The organism is Agromyces laixinhei (genome assembly GCF_006337065.1).
GTDB classification, from domain to species: domain Bacteria; phylum Actinomycetota; class Actinomycetes; order Actinomycetales; family Microbacteriaceae; genus Agromyces; species Agromyces laixinhei.
The window spans coordinates 3015189-3031496 of sequence record NZ_CP040872.1; the positions used below are offsets into that span (position 1 = coordinate 3015189).

17 protein-coding genes are annotated in these 16308 nt (G+C 69.5%); 11 read left to right on the forward strand and 6 right to left on the reverse strand.

Features of this window, described 5'->3' with window-relative positions; all coding sequences use genetic code 11:
• The first annotated feature begins 79 nt into the window (after window positions 1-79).
• From FHG54_RS14325 to FHG54_RS14345, 5 genes are all read left to right on the forward strand, one after another.
• Window positions 80-2203, forward strand: coding sequence for a galactose-binding domain-containing protein (locus FHG54_RS14325; protein ID WP_139417874.1), 2124 nt, complete (start codon window positions 80-82; stop codon window positions 2201-2203).
• A gap of 218 nt (window positions 2204-2421) precedes the next feature.
• Entirely contained in the window at window positions 2422-3540 is a 1119-nt protein-coding gene (locus tag FHG54_RS14330; protein ID WP_139418480.1) for an ABC transporter substrate-binding protein, read from the forward strand.
• Entirely contained in the window at window positions 3540-4460 is a 921-nt protein-coding gene (locus FHG54_RS14335) for an ABC transporter permease (protein WP_139417875.1), read from the forward strand. Before FHG54_RS14330 ends, FHG54_RS14335 begins: the two co-directional genes overlap by 1 nt.
• Window positions 4457-5254: an ABC transporter permease gene (locus FHG54_RS14340; protein WP_139418481.1), complete on the forward strand. Its 798-nt coding sequence runs from the start codon at window positions 4457-4459 to the stop codon at window positions 5252-5254. Before FHG54_RS14335 ends, FHG54_RS14340 begins: the two co-directional genes overlap by 4 nt.
• The gene (locus FHG54_RS14345) at window positions 5251-6339 is read left to right on the forward strand and encodes an ABC transporter ATP-binding protein (protein WP_139417876.1); all 1089 of its coding nucleotides are present in this window, start codon (window positions 5251-5253) and stop codon (window positions 6337-6339) included. Before FHG54_RS14340 ends, FHG54_RS14345 begins: the two co-directional genes overlap by 4 nt.
• 46 nt (window positions 6340-6385) lie before the next feature.
• Here the strand turns inward: FHG54_RS14345 and FHG54_RS14350 are convergent, their stop codons facing one another.
• The gene (locus tag FHG54_RS14350) at window positions 6386-7366 is read right to left on the reverse strand and encodes an ArsR/SmtB family transcription factor (protein ID WP_139418482.1); all 981 of its coding nucleotides are present in this window, start codon (window positions 7364-7366) and stop codon (window positions 6386-6388) included.
• Between the two features lie 95 nt (window positions 7367-7461).
• Here FHG54_RS14350 and FHG54_RS14355 point away from each other — a divergent pair, with 95 nt between their 5' ends.
• Window positions 7462-7818, forward strand: coding sequence for a cupin domain-containing protein (locus FHG54_RS14355; RefSeq protein WP_139417877.1), 357 nt, complete (start codon window positions 7462-7464; stop codon window positions 7816-7818).
• Window positions 7819-7884: 66 nt separating this feature from the next.
• On the opposite strand, the gene FHG54_RS14360 is transcribed toward FHG54_RS14355, so the two are convergent.
• Entirely contained in the window at window positions 7885-8658 is a 774-nt protein-coding gene (locus FHG54_RS14360) for a CPBP family intramembrane glutamic endopeptidase (RefSeq protein WP_233437783.1), read from the reverse strand.
• A gap of 90 nt (window positions 8659-8748) precedes the next feature.
• Entirely contained in the window at window positions 8749-9540 is a 792-nt protein-coding gene (locus FHG54_RS14365; protein ID WP_233437784.1) for a siderophore-interacting protein, read from the reverse strand.
• Between the two features lie 175 nt (window positions 9541-9715).
• Between FHG54_RS14365 and FHG54_RS14370 the strand changes: the two genes are divergently transcribed.
• The 4 genes from FHG54_RS14370 to FHG54_RS16535 all read left to right on the forward strand — a co-directional run bounded on the left by FHG54_RS14370 (window position 9716) and on the right by FHG54_RS16535 (window position 11660).
• Window positions 9716-10624, forward strand: a complete 909-nt coding sequence (locus FHG54_RS14370) for a methyltransferase domain-containing protein (protein WP_139417878.1) — start codon at window positions 9716-9718, stop codon at window positions 10622-10624.
• Between the two features lie 33 nt (window positions 10625-10657).
• On the forward strand, window positions 10658-10891 hold the full coding sequence (locus FHG54_RS14375; RefSeq protein WP_139417879.1) for a hypothetical protein: 234 nt from the start codon (window positions 10658-10660) through the stop codon (window positions 10889-10891).
• A gap of 143 nt (window positions 10892-11034) precedes the next feature.
• Window positions 11035-11433, forward strand: a complete 399-nt coding sequence (locus FHG54_RS16530; RefSeq protein WP_210415434.1) for an alpha/beta fold hydrolase — start codon at window positions 11035-11037, stop codon at window positions 11431-11433.
• Window positions 11430-11660: an alpha/beta hydrolase family protein gene (locus FHG54_RS16535; protein WP_198169767.1), complete on the forward strand. Its 231-nt coding sequence runs from the start codon at window positions 11430-11432 to the stop codon at window positions 11658-11660. The genes FHG54_RS16530 and FHG54_RS16535 overlap by 4 nt, the downstream gene beginning before the upstream one ends.
• Here FHG54_RS16535 and FHG54_RS14385 read toward each other — a convergent pair.
• Both FHG54_RS14385 and FHG54_RS14390 read right to left on the reverse strand, forming a co-directional pair.
• Window positions 11644-12531, reverse strand: a complete 888-nt coding sequence (locus FHG54_RS14385; protein ID WP_139417880.1) for an intradiol ring-cleavage dioxygenase — start codon at window positions 12529-12531, stop codon at window positions 11644-11646. The genes FHG54_RS16535 and FHG54_RS14385 overlap by 17 nt on opposite strands.
• 103 nt (window positions 12532-12634) lie before the next feature.
• On the reverse strand, window positions 12635-13210 hold the full coding sequence (locus FHG54_RS14390; protein ID WP_139417881.1) for a helix-turn-helix transcriptional regulator: 576 nt from the start codon (window positions 13208-13210) through the stop codon (window positions 12635-12637).
• A 67-nt stretch (window positions 13211-13277) separates the two neighbouring features.
• On the opposite strand from FHG54_RS14390, the gene FHG54_RS14395 reads away from it, so the two are divergent.
• Entirely contained in the window at window positions 13278-14231 is a 954-nt protein-coding gene (locus FHG54_RS14395) for an NAD(P)/FAD-dependent oxidoreductase (RefSeq protein WP_139417882.1), read from the forward strand.
• Window positions 14232-14280: 49 nt separating this feature from the next.
• On the opposite strand, the gene FHG54_RS14400 is transcribed toward FHG54_RS14395, so the two are convergent.
• Window positions 14281-16281 (reverse strand): NHL repeat-containing protein, encoded by a 2001-nt coding sequence (locus FHG54_RS14400; RefSeq protein ID WP_139417883.1) that lies wholly within the window; start codon window positions 16279-16281, stop codon window positions 14281-14283.
• Between the last annotated feature and the right edge of the window lie 27 nt (window positions 16282-16308).

A 16308-nucleotide genomic window follows, 5' to 3' on the forward strand; every position in this document is an offset into this window, starting at 1 on the left:
GCGAATCAAATGACTGGTTCACTTGACTGGGACGGATGACCCACAATACGCTTCCCTCCAATTGAGCAAGGAGGCTCCGATGGCGATCGATCATGCACGCCCTGCACGTGCCAGTTCCGAACGCACCACCGTCCGACGAAGGCGCGGGTGGCGAGGCAGAGGCCTGACCATCGCGCTCGCCGCCGCACTCGCGGCCGGCGCACTCGCGACCGTTCCGGCCGCGCTCGGCACGGCACCGGCCGAGGCCGCAGCCGCCGGGTGGTGGGAACCGCCGAACCGCCCCGCCGAAGACGTCGAGCTGAACGTCTCCGGCGAACCCTTCACCGGCACGACCGCGAACGGTGAAGTGCGCGGCCTCATCGACTCCCACACCCACCTGAACTCCAACGAGGGCTTCGGCGGTCACCTGATCTGCGGCGCACCGTTCTCGCCGAACGGCGTCGCCGACGCGCTGAAGGACTGCCCCGAGCACTACCCCGACGGCAGCGCCGCGCTCTTCGAGAATCTCGTGAGCGGCGACGCCGACGGAAAGCACGACCCGGTCGGCTGGCCCACCTTCACCGACTGGCCGAAGACCACCTCGATGACCCACCAGGCCTCGTACTACGCCTGGGTGGAACGCGCCTGGCGCGGCGGCCAGCGCATCCTCGTCAACGATCTCGTCACGAACGGCGTGATCTGCTCGCTGCCGATCATGCCGAAGGACCGCTCGTGCGACGAGATGACGGCGATCAGGCTCGAGGCGCAGAAGGCGCGCGAGATGGAGTCGTACATCGACGACATCTACGGCGGCGCAGGCAAGGGCTTCTTCCGCATCGTCACCACACCGGCCGAAGCGCGATCGGTCATCGAGCAGGGCAAGCTCGCCGTCGTGCTCGGTGTCGAGATGTCGGAGCCGTTCGGCTGCAAGATGATCCTCGACGTGGCCCAGTGCTCGAAGGCCGACATCGACCGTGGGCTCGACGAGTTCGCAGCGATGGGGGTGTCGAGCATCTTCCTCTGCCACAAGTTCGACAACGCCCTCTGCGGCGTGCGATTCGATCCCGGCACGCAGGGCACGATCATCAACATCGGCCAGTTCTATTCGACCGGCACCTACTGGAAGACCGAGGCGTGCACCGGCCCTCACCACGACAACCCGATCGGCAACGCACCGCCGCCCGAGGAACTGCCCGGCGCTGAGCCCCCCACCTATCCGTCCGGGGCGCAGTGCAACACTCGAGGTCTCACGTCGCTCGGCGAGTACGCGCTCAAGGCGGTCATGGCTCGCAACATGATGGTCGAGGTCGACCACATGAGCGTGAAGGCGGCAGGTCGAACCCTCGACATCCTCGAGGCCGACGACTACCCCGGCGTACTCTCGAGCCACAGCTGGATGGACGAGAACTGGACCGAGCGCCTCTACAAGCTCGGCGGCTTCAAGACGAGCTACCCGCACGCCGCCGAGGGCTTCATCGAGGAATGGCAGGACGGTGCGGCACTTCGGGAGCAGTACGACAAGGGCTACGGCGTCGGCCTCGACTTCAACGGCATCGGCGGCCACCCCGGAGGCGGCAGTTCCGACGTCACCGTGGAGTACCCGTTCACCGCTGCCGACGGCACGACGGTCGTCGAGCGACAGGTGAGCGGCGAGCGCACCTTCGACGTCAACACCGACGGGTTCGTCCACTCCGGACTCCTGCCCGACTACGTCGAACAGCTCCGACTCGCAGGCGGCGGCGACGAACTCGTCGACGACCTCATGTCGGGCGCCGAGTCGTACCTGCAGACGTGGGAGGCGACCGCGGCACACGAGAGCTCGCAGAATCTCGCCACGGGCAAGCCCGCGTGGGCGAGCTCGAACGAGAACAACCCGTTCACGAGCTACGCCGCCTCTCGTGCCGTCGACGGGCGCGACAACACCCGCTGGGCGAGCGGCAACTGGGGCGCGAGCCCGCAGTGGCTGCGCGTCGACCTCGGTGATTCGCAGCCCATCAGCCGCGTGTCGGTGAACTGGGAGTCGGCCGCTGCGAAGGCCTACGAGGTACAGGTATCGGATGACGCGCAGAACTGGCGCACCGTCTGGTCGACCACGGCAGGCAACGGCGGTCTCGACACCGCGTCGTTCGCGGCGACGAGCGCCCGTCACGTGCGCGTGCTCTGCACGGAGCGCACGACGAACTACGGGTACTCGATCACGGAGCTCGGCGTCTTCGCCGGCTGACCACTGCACGACCCGAGCGGATGTCGCGGCGCGAGCCGCGGCATCCGCTCGATGTCTGGCGCGGCTCGCATCGCCGAGCCGTCGACGGGTATTCATCCGCGATTCATCTGCGCACAGCCTGCCCGATGAGCGTCGTCCCTACTGTGGCCTCGGCTCCCCCGGTTCTGCACGCCCGTCTCACAGCGCGGGCGGCCGGCGGAGCAAACGGAGGACACGTGTTGAAGAAGAAATTCACGCTCGCGGCGGTCGGGGTCTCGGCTGCGGTGGCGCTCGGCCTCACCGGTTGCGTCGGCGGCGCCGACGCCGGCGAAAGCGGCACGGATGCGGCGACGGCGACGAGTCTCGCCGACTTCGGCGACCTCGCCGCACTCGAGGAGGCGGCGAAGGCCGAGGGGCAGTTGAACGTCATCGCCCTGCCGCGCGACTGGGCGAACTACGGCGCGGTGCTCGACGCCTTCGCAGCCAAGTACCCCGAGATCACCATCAACGAGGCCTCGCCCGACGCGTCGAGCGCCGAGGAGATCCAGGCCGCCGAGACGAACGCCGGCCTCGACACGGCACCCGACGTCTTCGACCTCGGCCTGACGGTCGCCCTGCAGAACACCGACCGGTTCGCGCCGTACCAGGTCGCCACGTGGGACGACATCCCCGACGAGCTGAAGGAGCCGAGCGGTCTGTTCGTCGGCGACTACGGCGGATTCATGTCGATCGGCTACGACTCGTCGAAGTTCGAGGCGCCCGAAGCGCTCGACGACCTGCTCGGCGCCGAGTACAAGGGCTCGGTCGCGATCAACGGCGACCCGACGCAGGCCGGTGCCGCGTTCGCCGCGGTCGGACTTTCCACCGTGCAGTCCGACGGCACGCTCGACGACTTCCAGCCGGGCATCGACTTCTTCTCGGAACTGAACGCCGCGGGCAACCTGCTGAAGGTCGACGTCACGACCGCCACGGTCACCTCGGGCGAGACGCCCGTCGTCTTCGACTGGGACTACCTGAACGCCTCGCACCGCGACGCGAACCCGAACTGGGAGGTCGTGATCCTTCCCGGCACCGGGTACGCGGGCTATTACAACCAGGCCGTCAACGTGGATGCCCCGCACCCCGCGGCCGCACGGCTCTGGCAGGAGTTCCTCTACAGCGACGAGGCGCAGAACCTGTGGCTCGAAGGCGGCGCCCGCCCCGTGCGCGCCGAGGCCATGGCCGAAGCCGGCACGATCGACGAGGAGCTCTTCTCGAAGTTGCCCGCGACCCCCGAGGTCACGGTCGTTCCCACCGAGGAGCAGTCGACGGGCGCCGGCACGCTGCTCGGCGAGAAGTGGGCAGCGGCGGTCGGTTGATGACCGTCGCCGCACCCGCGGCGCCCGTCGCCGTGGCGGAGCCGGTCTCTCCGGCTCCGCCTCGGCGACCCGTACGCCCGGGCACGTCTCCAGTGCTCGGCCTCGTGCCCTTCGCCGCCTACGTCCTGCTGTTCCTCGCCCTGCCGACCGTGCTCGCGGTCGCGAGCGGATTCTTCGACGGCGACGGCGCCTTCACCCTCGCGAACGTCGCCGCACTCGGCGACCCCGTCATCGTCGCGACGTTCGCGAACTCCGCCTGGCTCTCGGTGCTGACCGCCGTGGTGGGCGCACTGATCGGCGCACTCGCCTGCTACGCGCTCGTCGGCCTCGAACACGGCAGGGCCCGCAGCCTCGTCGATGCGGCCAGCGGGGTGCTGGCCCAGTTCGGCGGCGTCATGCTCGCCTTCGCGTTCATCGCCACCATCGGCATTCAGGGCCTCGTGACCGTGTGGCTCCGCGACACCTTCGGCATCGACATCTTCGCCGAGGGCGCGTGGATCTACGGCCTGCCCGGCCTCGTGCTGCCGTACATCTACTTCCAGGTACCGCTCATGATCATCACCTTCATGCCCGCGATGAGTGCGCTGAAGCCGCAGTGGGCCGAGGCGAACCTCACGCTCGGCGGCACCCGCACCGGGTTCTGGCTGCACGTGGGCGTTCCGGTGCTGGCGCCGTCGTTCTTCGCGAGCCTGCTGCTGCTCTTCGCCAACGCCTTCTCGTCGTACGCGACCGCCGCTGCCCTCGCGAGCCAGGGCTCCCAGATCGTGCCGTTGCAGATCCGCACCGCGCTCACGAGCGAGACCATGCTCGGCCGCGAGAACCTCGCCGGCGCCCTCGCACTCGGCATGATCCTCGTCATGACGGTCACGATGTGGGCGTACTCGCTCGTGCAGCGTCGCGCCGCCCGGTGGCAGCGATGAACCGGGGCCTTGCACCGCACCCCGCGGTTCGCTGGGTGATCGGCATCGTCGTCGTCGGCCTCTTCGCGATTCCGATCGTCTCGATGGCCGAGTACACGTTGCGCGACGTCGACGGGTATTCGCTCGCGCACTGGGCGTCGCTCTTCGATCCGGCGAACGCGGCGAAGTACCGACCGATCTGGATCGGCCTCGGCAATTCGGTCGTGCTCGCGATCGTCACGGTGGCGATCGTGCTGTTCCTGCTCGCACCGACGATGGTGCTCGTGACGCTCCGGTTTCCGGCGCTGCAGCGTCCGTTCGAGTTCCTCGTGCTGCTGCCGATCACGATTCCCGCGATCGTGCTCGTCGTCGGCCTCGCGCCGATCTACCTCGTGATCGGCCGCACCTTCGGCACCGGCATCTGGACCCTCGCGTTCGCCTACGGCATCACCGTGTTGCCGTTCGCCTACCGCTCCATCCAGGCGTCGATGGAGGCCACCGACGTGAGGACGCTCGCCGAGGCGGCCCGCTCGCTCGGCGCCGGCTGGCCGACCGTGCTGCTGCGCGTGCTCGCGCCGAACCTCCGGCCCGGCCTCATCGCGGCATCCCTCATCTCGCTCGCCGTCGTGCTCGGCGAGTACACGATCGCCTCCCTCCTGAACCGCCAGAATCTGCAGACCGCCCTGGTCGTGGTCGGCAAGCAGGATCCCTACGCCTCGGTGATCCTCTCGCTCCTCGCGCTCGTCTTCGCGTTCGTGCTGCTGCTCGTGATCGGGCGCGCAGCCCGGCGCCCCATGAAGAAAGTCCGTCCATGACCGATATCGTCACCTCAGCCGAACTCTCCACCGCCGACAACTCGATCCTCGCCGCCGGCGGCGAGGGCACTGCAGCCGAGTTCGACGGCGTCGTGAAGGACTACGGGTCGAACCGCGTGCTGCACGGCGTCGACCTCGCCATCCGTCCCGGCGAATTCGTCTCGCTCCTCGGCCCGTCGGGGTGCGGCAAGACCACTGCGCTTCGAGTGCTCGCGGGCCTCGAGAGAGCCGACGGCGGCACCGTGCGCATCGGCGGGGTCGACGTGTCCGGCATACCCACGAACCGTCGCGACCTCGGCATGGTGTTCCAGGCGTACTCGCTGTTCCCTCATCTCGACGTCGCCGCGAACACGGCCTTCGGCCTGCGGATGCGCAAGGTCGCCAAGGCCGAGGCATCCGTTCGGGTGCACGACGCGCTCGCGCTCGTCGGGCTCGGCCATCTCGCCGCGCGCTACCCGCACGAGCTCTCGGGCGGGCAGCAGCAACGCGTCGCCCTCGCCAGGGCGCTCGTCACCGAGCCTCGGGTACTGCTGCTCGACGAGCCGCTCTCGGCGCTCGACGCGAAGGTTCGGGTGAGCCTCCGCGATGAGATCCGGCGCATCCAGCTGCGGCTCGGCATCACGACGGTGTTCGTCACGCACGACCAGGAAGAGGCGCTCGCCGTCTCCGACCGCATCGCGGTCATGGACGGCGGCCGCGTCGACCAGGTCGGAACCCCGGAGGAGCTCTACCTGCGTCCGGCGACGGCGCATGTCGCCGAGTTCGTCGGCCTGTCGAGCGTGCTGCCCGCGGTCGTCACCGGCGATTCCGCCGACGTGCTCGGCGTCACCCTGCCGGTGATGGGCAAGCCCGCCAGCGGCCCGGCCGAGGTCTTCGTTCGGCCCGAGAACGTGCGGCTCGGCGGCCCCGTCGCCGCGATCGTGCAGGAGAGCACGTTCCTCGGCAGCATGCGACGCACCCTGCTGCGCACCGAGAGCGGCGTATTGCTGCGCATGCAGCATCCGGCGCGCGAGCAGCTGCAGTTCGGCGAGCGCGTGACCGTCGACCTCGATGCAGTGGCCGTGGCGGTGCGGCCCGCGACCTGACGACGGCGAGCGGATGCCGCGGCGCGCGCCGCGGCATCCGCTCGTCTCAGGTGGTGGCGCCGACGAGCGCCTCGCCGAGCGGGGTGCGCACATGCAAGACGCGGGCGCCGCGGCGTTCGCTCGCGATGAGCCCGCTCTCGCGCAGCACCGAGAGGTGATGCGACGCGGTCGAGAGGGCGAGGCCGCTGTCGGCCGCGACCTGCGTCGTGGTGCGCGGATCGTGCGCGGCGAGCAGGATACCGGCGCGTGCCGGGCTGATGAGCGCACCCAGCGATCGTGAGGCCGCTGCAGGGTCTTTCGCCCAGGTCTCAGTGACCCCCTGCGCGGGGTAGAAGAGCGTGGGCTGGGCCGGCGGCTCGGTGAGCACGGAGCACCCGAGGCCGCCCATCACCGACGGCACCAGCACGAGCCCGCTCCCCCGGCAGTCGACGAGCTCGCGATGCTTGCGAAGCCGAACTCGCACGACGTCGCCCTGCCAGTCGACGGACTCGTGGAGGCCCGCGACCATGGCGGCGATGCCCTCGCTCGTCATCCGCCGTGCGCGTACGGCGATGTCGGCGCGCAGCAATCGCTCGAGCTGCGGCCAGACGGGCGCAAGCACGGCCTGCCAGACTTCGCCCCACGCCTCGGCGATCATCGCCCGCGCCTTCGTCGGCCGCTCGATCATGCGTCCGATGGCAACGTGCCGGGCCCCCGTCGATCGGGCGAGCATCTTCGTGAGGTCGGCGCGCAGCAGCTCGGGGCGCACGGACGCGAGTCGCTCGGCCTCGTCTTCCGGGGTCAGGTTCCAGTTCGGCGTCGTGGTGAGGAAGTCGGGGAAGTACCCGGCTTCGCCGATGATGACCGCCAGGAGCTCGAACGCCTGGTTCGGCACGCGGCCCTGCACGCTCCGCAGCCAGCCCCACTGGAGCGGCTGTTCGCCCGGGCGCAGCAGCACCCGCACCGCATGGCTCAGTTCGTGCCCTGGGGAGATTCCGAACCGGATCGCCGAGATGTCGTCGGGTGCCAGTTGGAAGTCCGCGAACATTCGATCCACATCGAAATACTACCGGGGCCGGATGCCGCGGGCGGAGCCTGTCGTCATCAGGAGCCACCGCACTCATTCCCGCGAGAGGACGAATCATGACCGCCACGACCTTCATCCCGCCGATCGTGCCCGCCGACGCCATCAAGCTCGGCTCCGGCCGCACGCTCCGCTTCGAGGGACGCGATCACGGGGCCGCCGTCTCGTACTTCCTCGTCGACAACGACCCCGGGCAGGGCCCGGACCTGCATCGCCACCCCTACCCCGAGACCTGGATCGTGCTCGAAGGCGAAGTACGGCTCACGATCGGCGATCAGGAATTCGCCGCATCCGCCGGCGACACGGCAACTGCGCCCGCCGGCGTCTGGCACCGCTTCGTCGCGACGGGCACGAGCCGCCTGCGCATGGTCTGCATCCACGCATCAGACGTCATCGTGCAGGAGTTCGCCGAGTAGCGCCGCGTCGTCGCACGTGTTCACGAGCCGGTCACGCTGCGCCAGAGGGTTTCAGGCGTGCAGTGATCAGCGCACGGTGCGTTCGTCGGCGCCGCGGATGACGAACGCGACGACGGCGAGCCCGGCGATTCCGGCGATGAGGTTCACCGTCGAACCGAGCGCGGCGAGCGGGCCGGGGGTGCCATGGCCGACCGCGAAGGTCGAGAAGTCCCAGAGGCCGTGCAGCACCATCGCCCAGATCAGGCTGCCGGTCGTGCGGCGCAGGATGTAGAACACCGTGCCCCCGAGGAACGCCATGCCGACCTGAGTGAGGGTCAGCGCCATGTCCTGCCCCGCGAGGGCGTTCGTGAGGTGCATGAGCGCGAAGAGCGCCGAACTGAGGAACCAGACCCAGCCCTCGCCGAGCCGGCTGCGCAGAGCCACGAGCAGCAGGCCGCGGGTCGCCATCTCCTCGGTGAAGCCGACCAGCAGCAGCACGATCGACGCGGCGAAGAAGCCGACGTCGTACGAGCCCCAGTCGGTGCTCGCGAGGTTGAGGAGGAGTGCCACCACCATGATCGCAGGCACGAAGATCGGCCAGCGTGCGCTGTGCTTGCGGTCGAACAGTGCTGGTCGCCACCAACCGAGCAGGCTCGCCGTGATCGCGAGGAGGATCGCGCCGATGATGAGCGACAGCCCTGCGCCGAGGAAGAGTGTGCCGCCGTCGCGGCCGAATTCGGTGTAGGGCACTCCGCTCAGTTGTTGCACCGCGAAGACGAGCAGGGCGTAGGCCAGCCAGACGGCGAGGCCGATCCAGATGCGGGGGCGAACGCGCAGCGAAGCGGCGGGGGAATCGGACATCTGCGGTCCTTCAGTTGGCGTGGGAGTCGAATTCTCAGATGGAAATATACAACCTCTGAGGACTCGGATCTGCACCGGCCCCGACGCGGCTCAGCGAGCGCGCCAGTACCCGCAGAAGGTGACGTTGCCCTTCGGCACGCCGCGGTCGCCGACGAGGTGTCGGCGGGCGCCGGTCGCGAGTTTCGATTCGCCGGCCGCGAAGGCGGAGACGGAACCCTCGAACGCCGGTAACTGCCTGAGGTGGTCGAGGCCTGCTGCGCCGGGCGCCTCGCCAGGCCGGCGCACGATCCAGTGCACGCCGACCCCGTCGGGCGCCTCGACGTGCTGTCGGTCGTCGATATCGGCGAGCTCGATGAGCGCGTCTCCGAGCGCGTCGCGAGGCAGGTCGCGGAGGATGCCGACGAGCGCGGGCAGTGCGCTCTCGTCGCCGATCAGCAGCGTGCGGTCGGCCTCGACGGGTCGGTAGCCGCAGCCCTGGTCGATGAGCGCGACGGATGCCCCGATCGGCAGGCTGCCCGCCCATGGCCCGGCGATGCCGGCGTCGCCGTGCACGACGAAGTCGATGTCGAGCTCGAGCTCGCCGGGCCGGAACTCGCGCACGGTGTAGTTGCGGATCGCCGGGCGCGTCGCCCGCGGCAGGGTGAGATAGCGAAGATAGCCCGCCATGTCGTACGTGCCCGAGAGGTTGTCGAATCTTGCGCCGTCGGCGACGGGAACGGCGAGCCGGAACCACTGGTCGAACCCGAGGTGACGCCACGCGGCGAGGTCGTCGCCTGCGAGGGTCAGTCGCACGAAATGCGGAGAGATGCGTGCTGCGCGAGCGACCTCGACCTCGACGACCCCGGTCGTCGCGTGCGTGATCTCGATGTTGCTGATCGCCACCGGGCCTCCAAAGTTAGGTAACGCTTACCTTACCTACCGACCGGCTCTCTCACCACCCCGAGGCTCGAAAGGCGTCACCACTGAGGAGATCTCAGTGTGCAGCACGGATGCGGCGGAACCCGCCGGCGCGCACGCTTGCCGAACCATCCCAATCGAGTGCGTCGAGGAGACCACCATGACCGAATCACCGGCCGCGCAGGCCGCAACACCCGCAGCACCCGCATCGCCGGCAACAGGCACTGCGTCGCCGGTCGAGACGATCGACCCCGTGACGATCGACCGCGCCCTCAAGGCGAAGCATCGCGCGATGTGGGCATCGGGCGACTACCCGACGCTCGCCACCGACCTCATCTGGAGCCTCGGTCCCGTGCTCGTCGACGCGGTCGGCGTACGACCGGGCGACCGCGTGCTCGATGTGGCCGCCGGCTCCGGCAACACGGCGATTCCCGCCGCGCTCCGCGGCGGCGAGGTCGTCGCAAGCGACCTCGCACCGGAACTGTTCGAGGCCGGCCGACGCGCGGCCAGGCAGGCAGGAGCCGAACTCGAGTGGCGCGAGGCCGACGCCGAGTCGCTGCCGTTCGACGACGCCGCGTTCGACGTGGTCGTTTCGTGCGTCGGCGTCATGTTCGCGCCGCACCACCGTCGCGCGGCCGACGAGGTGTTGCGTGTGACCCGGCCCGGCGGTCGCATCGGCCTACTGAGCTGGACCCCCGCGGGCTACATCGGCGAGATGTTCCGGGCCATGAAGCCCTTCGCTGCCCCGCTTCCCGAAGGCGCGCAGCCCGCTCCGCTCTGGGGTGATGAGCAACACGTGCGCGAGTTGCTCGGCGACGGCGTCGATGAGTTCGAGGCGCACCGCGGCACGGTCACGGTCGGCCACTTCACCTCGCCCGAGGAGTTCCGCGACTACTTCAAGCGGAACTACGGACCGACGATCGCCGTCTACGAACGCATCGCCGACGATCCCGACCAGGTTCGCGCCCTCGACGAGGCGCTCGTCGAACTCGCTCGTTCCCACGGTCTCCGCGCCCCTGGCGATGCCCTGCAGTGGGAATACCTGTTGGTCACCGCTCGCCGATCCTGAGCAGGATCGGCCCATCCCCAAAGAAGGAGAATCATGTATCTCAGCGAGGACCATCTCGTGTTCGAACCGCACCACCGCGGCGAGGAACGCCTGAACCGCGACCTCGAACTGCGCCGGGTCATCGCCGAACGCACCGCCGAGGCCGTCGAATCACAGGTGACGGATCTCTGGCACCCGCCGTTCCTCGTGCGCTGGCGTCGCCGCCTCGCGCTGTCGACGGACGCGCTGTTCGGCCACGGCGGAGGGCCGGCCCCAGTCGCCTCGTGACCCGGGTGTCCGACGGCACGACCAGCCCGGTGCGGCGCACGAGACTCGCGCCTACACTGGGGCAGGAGTTGATGATGGCAGCCGCCCCGGGAACACCCTTCGCGGAAGACTTCCGCGGGTGCCTCGCGGAGACTCCGCGAACCGTGTCAACGGCGTCAGGACCGATCGAGTACGCGGATCGCGGACGCGGCGAGCCCGTCCTCTCCGTCCACGGCACCTTCGGCGGATGGGACCAGGGTCTCGTGGCGGCCGAGTTCCTGCGCGTGAACGGGTACCGGATCATCGCTCCGAGCAGGCCCGGATATCTGGGAACGCCGCTGTCGACGGGGCAGACCTTCACGCAACAGGGCGATGCCATGGCCGCGCTGCTCGATGCGCTGGGGATCGACCGCATCATCGTGCTCGCCGTCTCAGGCGGCGGACCCGCGGGCTACGAACTGGCGGCTCGGCACGCCGACCGTGTATCCCGGCTCGTTCAGGTCGACGGTGTGTGCATTCCGGGCCCGATTCCGGAGGCAGCAGCGCACCGCTTCATCGCGTGACGTGCCCGACGCTGATCGTGCACGGTCGCTCGGACAAGACCGTGCCGCCTGCCAACGCCGAGTACGCCCACGCGCACATCTCCGGCTCCGAGCTCTACTGGATGGATGGATCGCACGTCGCGTTCGCTCTCGAGGCCGCCGACACGGCGCCGGCGTACGTCGTGCGCTGGCTGCGCGGCTCCACCGGAGCCGCTCAGACGGAGCGCCGCGTCACACCCCGATCGTGAGCGCCGCCGTGTACCCGCCCGCGACCGAGCCCGACATGCTCGCGATCTGGTGGATGCCGCCGTCGTCGCGGAACACGTTGTCGCTCGAGAGGCTGACCTGCGACACGTTGCGCACGCTCTGCTCGTAGCCGCTCGTCGCATAGACGAGACCGTTGACCTCCTCGGGCAGCGCGATCTGCGAGGTCTTCACGATCGGGCCCGAGGCGACGGCGTTCGCCACGTCGGAGTACACCTCGAAGTGGATGTGCGGCCACCGACCCGTGTAGCACGCGGGGTAGATCGAGGTGAAGCGCACGGTGCCCATCGCATCGGTCTCCTGCACGCCGCGCAGGTAGTTCTCGTTCTCGACGCCGCGCGAGTACAGCGAATAGTCGCCGTCTCGGTCGCAGTGCCACAGATAGACGCCGGCGCCGACGAGCGCGCTGCCCGTCGCGGCATCCCTCACCGTCAATTCGATCGCGAGCGGCACGCCCTCGGCGACCGTCGACGACGAACCGAACGACGAGCGGATGTCGCTGCGCACGATGCCCGAATCGTCGAGCACGTTCACGCCGTTCGATCCGTCGGCCGGATACGGCCCCCCGGTCTCGTCGGGTACCTCGTCGAGCGGGCCGGATGCCGCAGCAGACGCCGACGGGGTCGGAGTGGCACCGGCCGTGCCGGGCGAGGTTGCACTCGCGCTCGGTGCGGGGTCGCCGCCTGCGCACGCGGCGAGCAACGACGTCAGCCCGATGCCGCCGAAGATTCCGAGCATGAGGCGCCGGTCGACGAGCGTGCGGATGTCGTAGACGAGGCCGCGGTGGTCTTCGTCGATCTCGTTGCCGTGCTCGTCGAGCCAGCGCGGGTCGGTTGCGGGCCGGTCGGTCGTCATGGAGCGCTCCTTCGTCTCATCTGATCACCAGCATGGAGCGTCGCGCAATGGCGGTGCTGTGCTGCGCCGATGAGGCTCCTATGTCGCGCTCACGCCGTCGCATTCACTCCGCGGTACGCGCGTGCACGCGCTCGCCCTGCACGCTCAGCAGGTTGAGGATCTCGGCCGGTTCGGTCGACGCGCTCGCGTGACCGTGCGGCACGCGCGTGTCGAACTCGGCCGCCTCACCGGCCTCGAGAAGGATCTCCTCGTCGCCGAGCGCCAGACGCACGCGCCCGCTGAGCACGTAGATCCAGTCGTACCCGTCGTGTGCGCGCTGCGTGATGGGCCGGCCGGGCGGATACCCCGGCAGCACCATCTTGAAGGCGTGCAGGTCTGGGTTCTGCCGAGTCAGCGGAATGATCGCCGTGCCGTTCCGGTAGAACGGCTTCGGATGCACGCGGGGGTCGGCGATCTGGGGCGCGCCGACCAGGTCGTCGAGGTTCGCCCCATAGGCGGCGGCAATGCGGATGAGGAGCTCGAGCGTCGGTCGTCGAAGGCCCGATTCGAGTCGCGAGAGCGTGCTCGTCGAGATGCCGGTCTCGGCCGCCAACTCGACGAGCGTGTAACCGCGTCGACGTCGCAGTTCTCGCAGCCGCGGTGCGACCGCGCCGAGCATCGTCTCGAGGTCGTCGGTCATCGAGCGCTCCTTTGCCGTTTCGGCAACAGTCGTTGCGCCCTACCGAGACTATCGCGAGGCTGGAGTCATGCAACGTGAATCATGGGATGTCATCATCGTCGGCGGCGGCAGCGCAGGACTCAGCGCCGCGCTCATGCTCGTGCGGGCTCGACGTCGGGTGCTCGTGCTCGACGGCGGCGCCCCGCGCAACGGCGTCGCCGCGCACATGCACGGCGTGCTCGGGCGCGACGGATGGTCGCCGCTCGAGCTGCTCGAGCTCGGGCGCGAGGAGGTCGCCCGGTACGGCGGGGCGGTGCGCACGGCGGATGTCGCGAGCGCCGAATCCCTTGACGACACCTCGAGCGGCGACGCACCCGGGTTCACCGTCACCCTCGCGACCGGCGAACGACTCGTCGCGCGTCGCCTGCTCGTGGCGACCGGACTGCGCGACGAGCTGCCCGGCCTGCCGGGGCTCGCGGAGCACTGGGGAACGGGCGCGGTCGTCTGCCCGTACTGCGACGGCTGGGAGGTTCGCGACCGGCGCATCGGCGTGCTCACCACGGGTCCGCGCAGCGTGCACCAGGTGCAGTTGCTCCGGCAGTGGTCGCCGTCGGTCACGTTCTTCACGAACGGAGCGCCGACCGCCGACGAGGATGTGGCGGCCATGCTCGCGCGCGGCATCGTGATCGAACCGCGAGCCTGGGCGAGCGTGACCGCCGACGAGGCGGGCCGGCTCAGCGGCATCCGACTCGCCGACGGCACCGCGGTCGCTCTCGACGCGATCTTCCTCGGACCGCGCCCGGTGCCGAACGACGGCCTGCTGACGGGGCTCGGTGCTGCGACCGCGCCCGCCTTCGGCGACGGGGACTGGGTGGGCATCGATCCGACCGGCCGCACGAGCGTGCCCGGCGTCTGGGCCGCAGGCAACGTCGTCAATCCCGGAGCGAGTGTGCCGATCGCCGCCGGGGCCGGCAACCTCGCCGGCGCCGCGATCAACGCCGACCTCGTCGAGGAGGAGATCCGAACGGCGCTCGCCGGCTGATCCCAGCAGCCGTTGTCTACAGGGGTTCCCCGCCCGTTGTCCGAACTCTTCAGGGCTGCTGCGGCGCTCCGATCAGGGGCGCCTTCACCGGCGCGGCCATGCCCAGGTAGACCACGAGTCCGTCTCCGAACGGATCGGTCTGCACCGGCACGGCGATCCAGTTGTTCGTGAGCCACACGTTGCCCGACGGGTCGACCTGCACGCCCGTATTGCGCTGCAGGCCGTCGAAGCCGTAGCCGCCGTCGGCCGGCGAGATCTCGTGCCCGGCCTCCCCGTCCGGGCAGGTGCTCGCCCGCGCGCCGCACAGGTGCGACAGCCGCCGGCCCGCGAAGTTCGCGACCCACAGATTGTCGTCCCCGTCGACCGCGATACCCCACGGCACGGTCATGCCGGCGCCGTCGAAGCGCTCCGTCGATCCGTCTGGACCGACACGGACGATGGTTCCGTGCAGGAGCGGGAGCAGGTCGAGCGCAGGCGCGTCAAGGGTCTCGCCGCTACTGCACGGAATGTCGATGATGCCGGAGTTCGACACCCAGACATTGCCGAGGCTGTCGCTCGCCGCGCCCAGGGGTTTGCTGAACGTGTCGGAGCCGCCGAACGGCGACCCCGGCAGCGGCGACCCATCCGACGCGAACCCGAACACCTGGTCGCCGCCGTTCGAGGTCGCGAAGACCGAGCCCTGCGCGTTCTGTGCGACGTCGAACGCCTTGGGAATGCCCGTGCCTGCCACGACAGAGCGTGAGTGATCGCCGTCCGGGTACACGACCACTGAATCATTGCCGCAGTTCGCGATCCAGATGTTCCCTGCGACATCCGGCTTGACTCCCTGCGGCCAGCTCAGCGGGCCGTCGAGGTATCCGTCGGCGCCTGAGATGGGCGCGCCGTCGAGGCCGAACTCCGAGACGCTGTTCGACGTCGGCGGCGCCGCGCGGCACTCGGAACCGGTGAAGCCGAAGTTGCCCACCCACACGTGGTTCTGCTGGTCGATCGAGATGCCGAATCCGGCTCCGTTGAGACCGCCGCCCGTGAACGTCTCCATGGGCTGTCGTCGTTCGTACGGATCAAGCAGGAACAACTCGGTGCCCGGGCACACTCGCGAAGGGTGCCGTGACCAGGTGGCGTTGTTGTTCGCCCACACGCGGCCCTGCTCGTCGAACGCGACATTGCCCGGCCCGTTGAACTGCCGCCCGTTGCCGTAGAACCGCAGCGCGATCACCCAGGCGGCCGTCTCCGACGCACGCACCGGGGTGAACTCCGGGTCGACGGGAACCTGCGCGAAGACGCCCGGCGCGTCGCCGGATGGATTCGTCGGAAGCAGCGTCATCGCCTGCCATGTCGTCTCGGGGCGCACGCCCCAGGCATCGGTCGCGGCATCCAGGAAGGCTTCGCAATCGTTCGCACCCAGTGCGCACCCGGTGATGATGCTCGCGAGCGAGTTGAACGTCGCGAACGTCTCGGTCGACGTGCCGTTCGGGTACTGCGTCAGGAACCGCGCGGGATCGCCCCGAGCGGGTTCGACGAGGTTGCGCGGCATCAGGGCGGCGTTCTGCAGGCCCGGCGCAGGCCCGCCGATGACCCCGGCCACCGCGAACTGGGCGAGGGAGTACCCCGCGGCGACGGTGGTCATCTCGTTGATCGCGGTCCTCCCCCTGCGCAGGTCACCGAGCGATGCCGCGAGTTCGACGGCATCGGGAATCGCCACGTCGTCGGCGGATCCCCCGCGCGAGGTCGCGTAGAGCACATCCGAATCGGCGACGGAACCGGCAACGTCCACGCGGAATCGCCCGTGCCGATCGGTCGTCGCGCTCGACAGCAGGGTCGAGGTTCCGGCCGTTGCCCCGGCGACGAACAGCTCGACCGTTGCCCCTTCGACGGCCGAGTCGCCGATGGTGACATGACCGCGGATCGTCGGGCCGCGGCCTGAGGCGCCGACCGAAGACCTCTCTGAGGCTGCGACCGGAACTGGGGCGGTGGCCGGCGCGGCGATCGCAGCGATCATCGCGACGACGGCGACGACGACGAGTACGAGCCTGTTCGGGCGCAACGACATGACCGGATCCCCTCGTGGCGGCCCGTT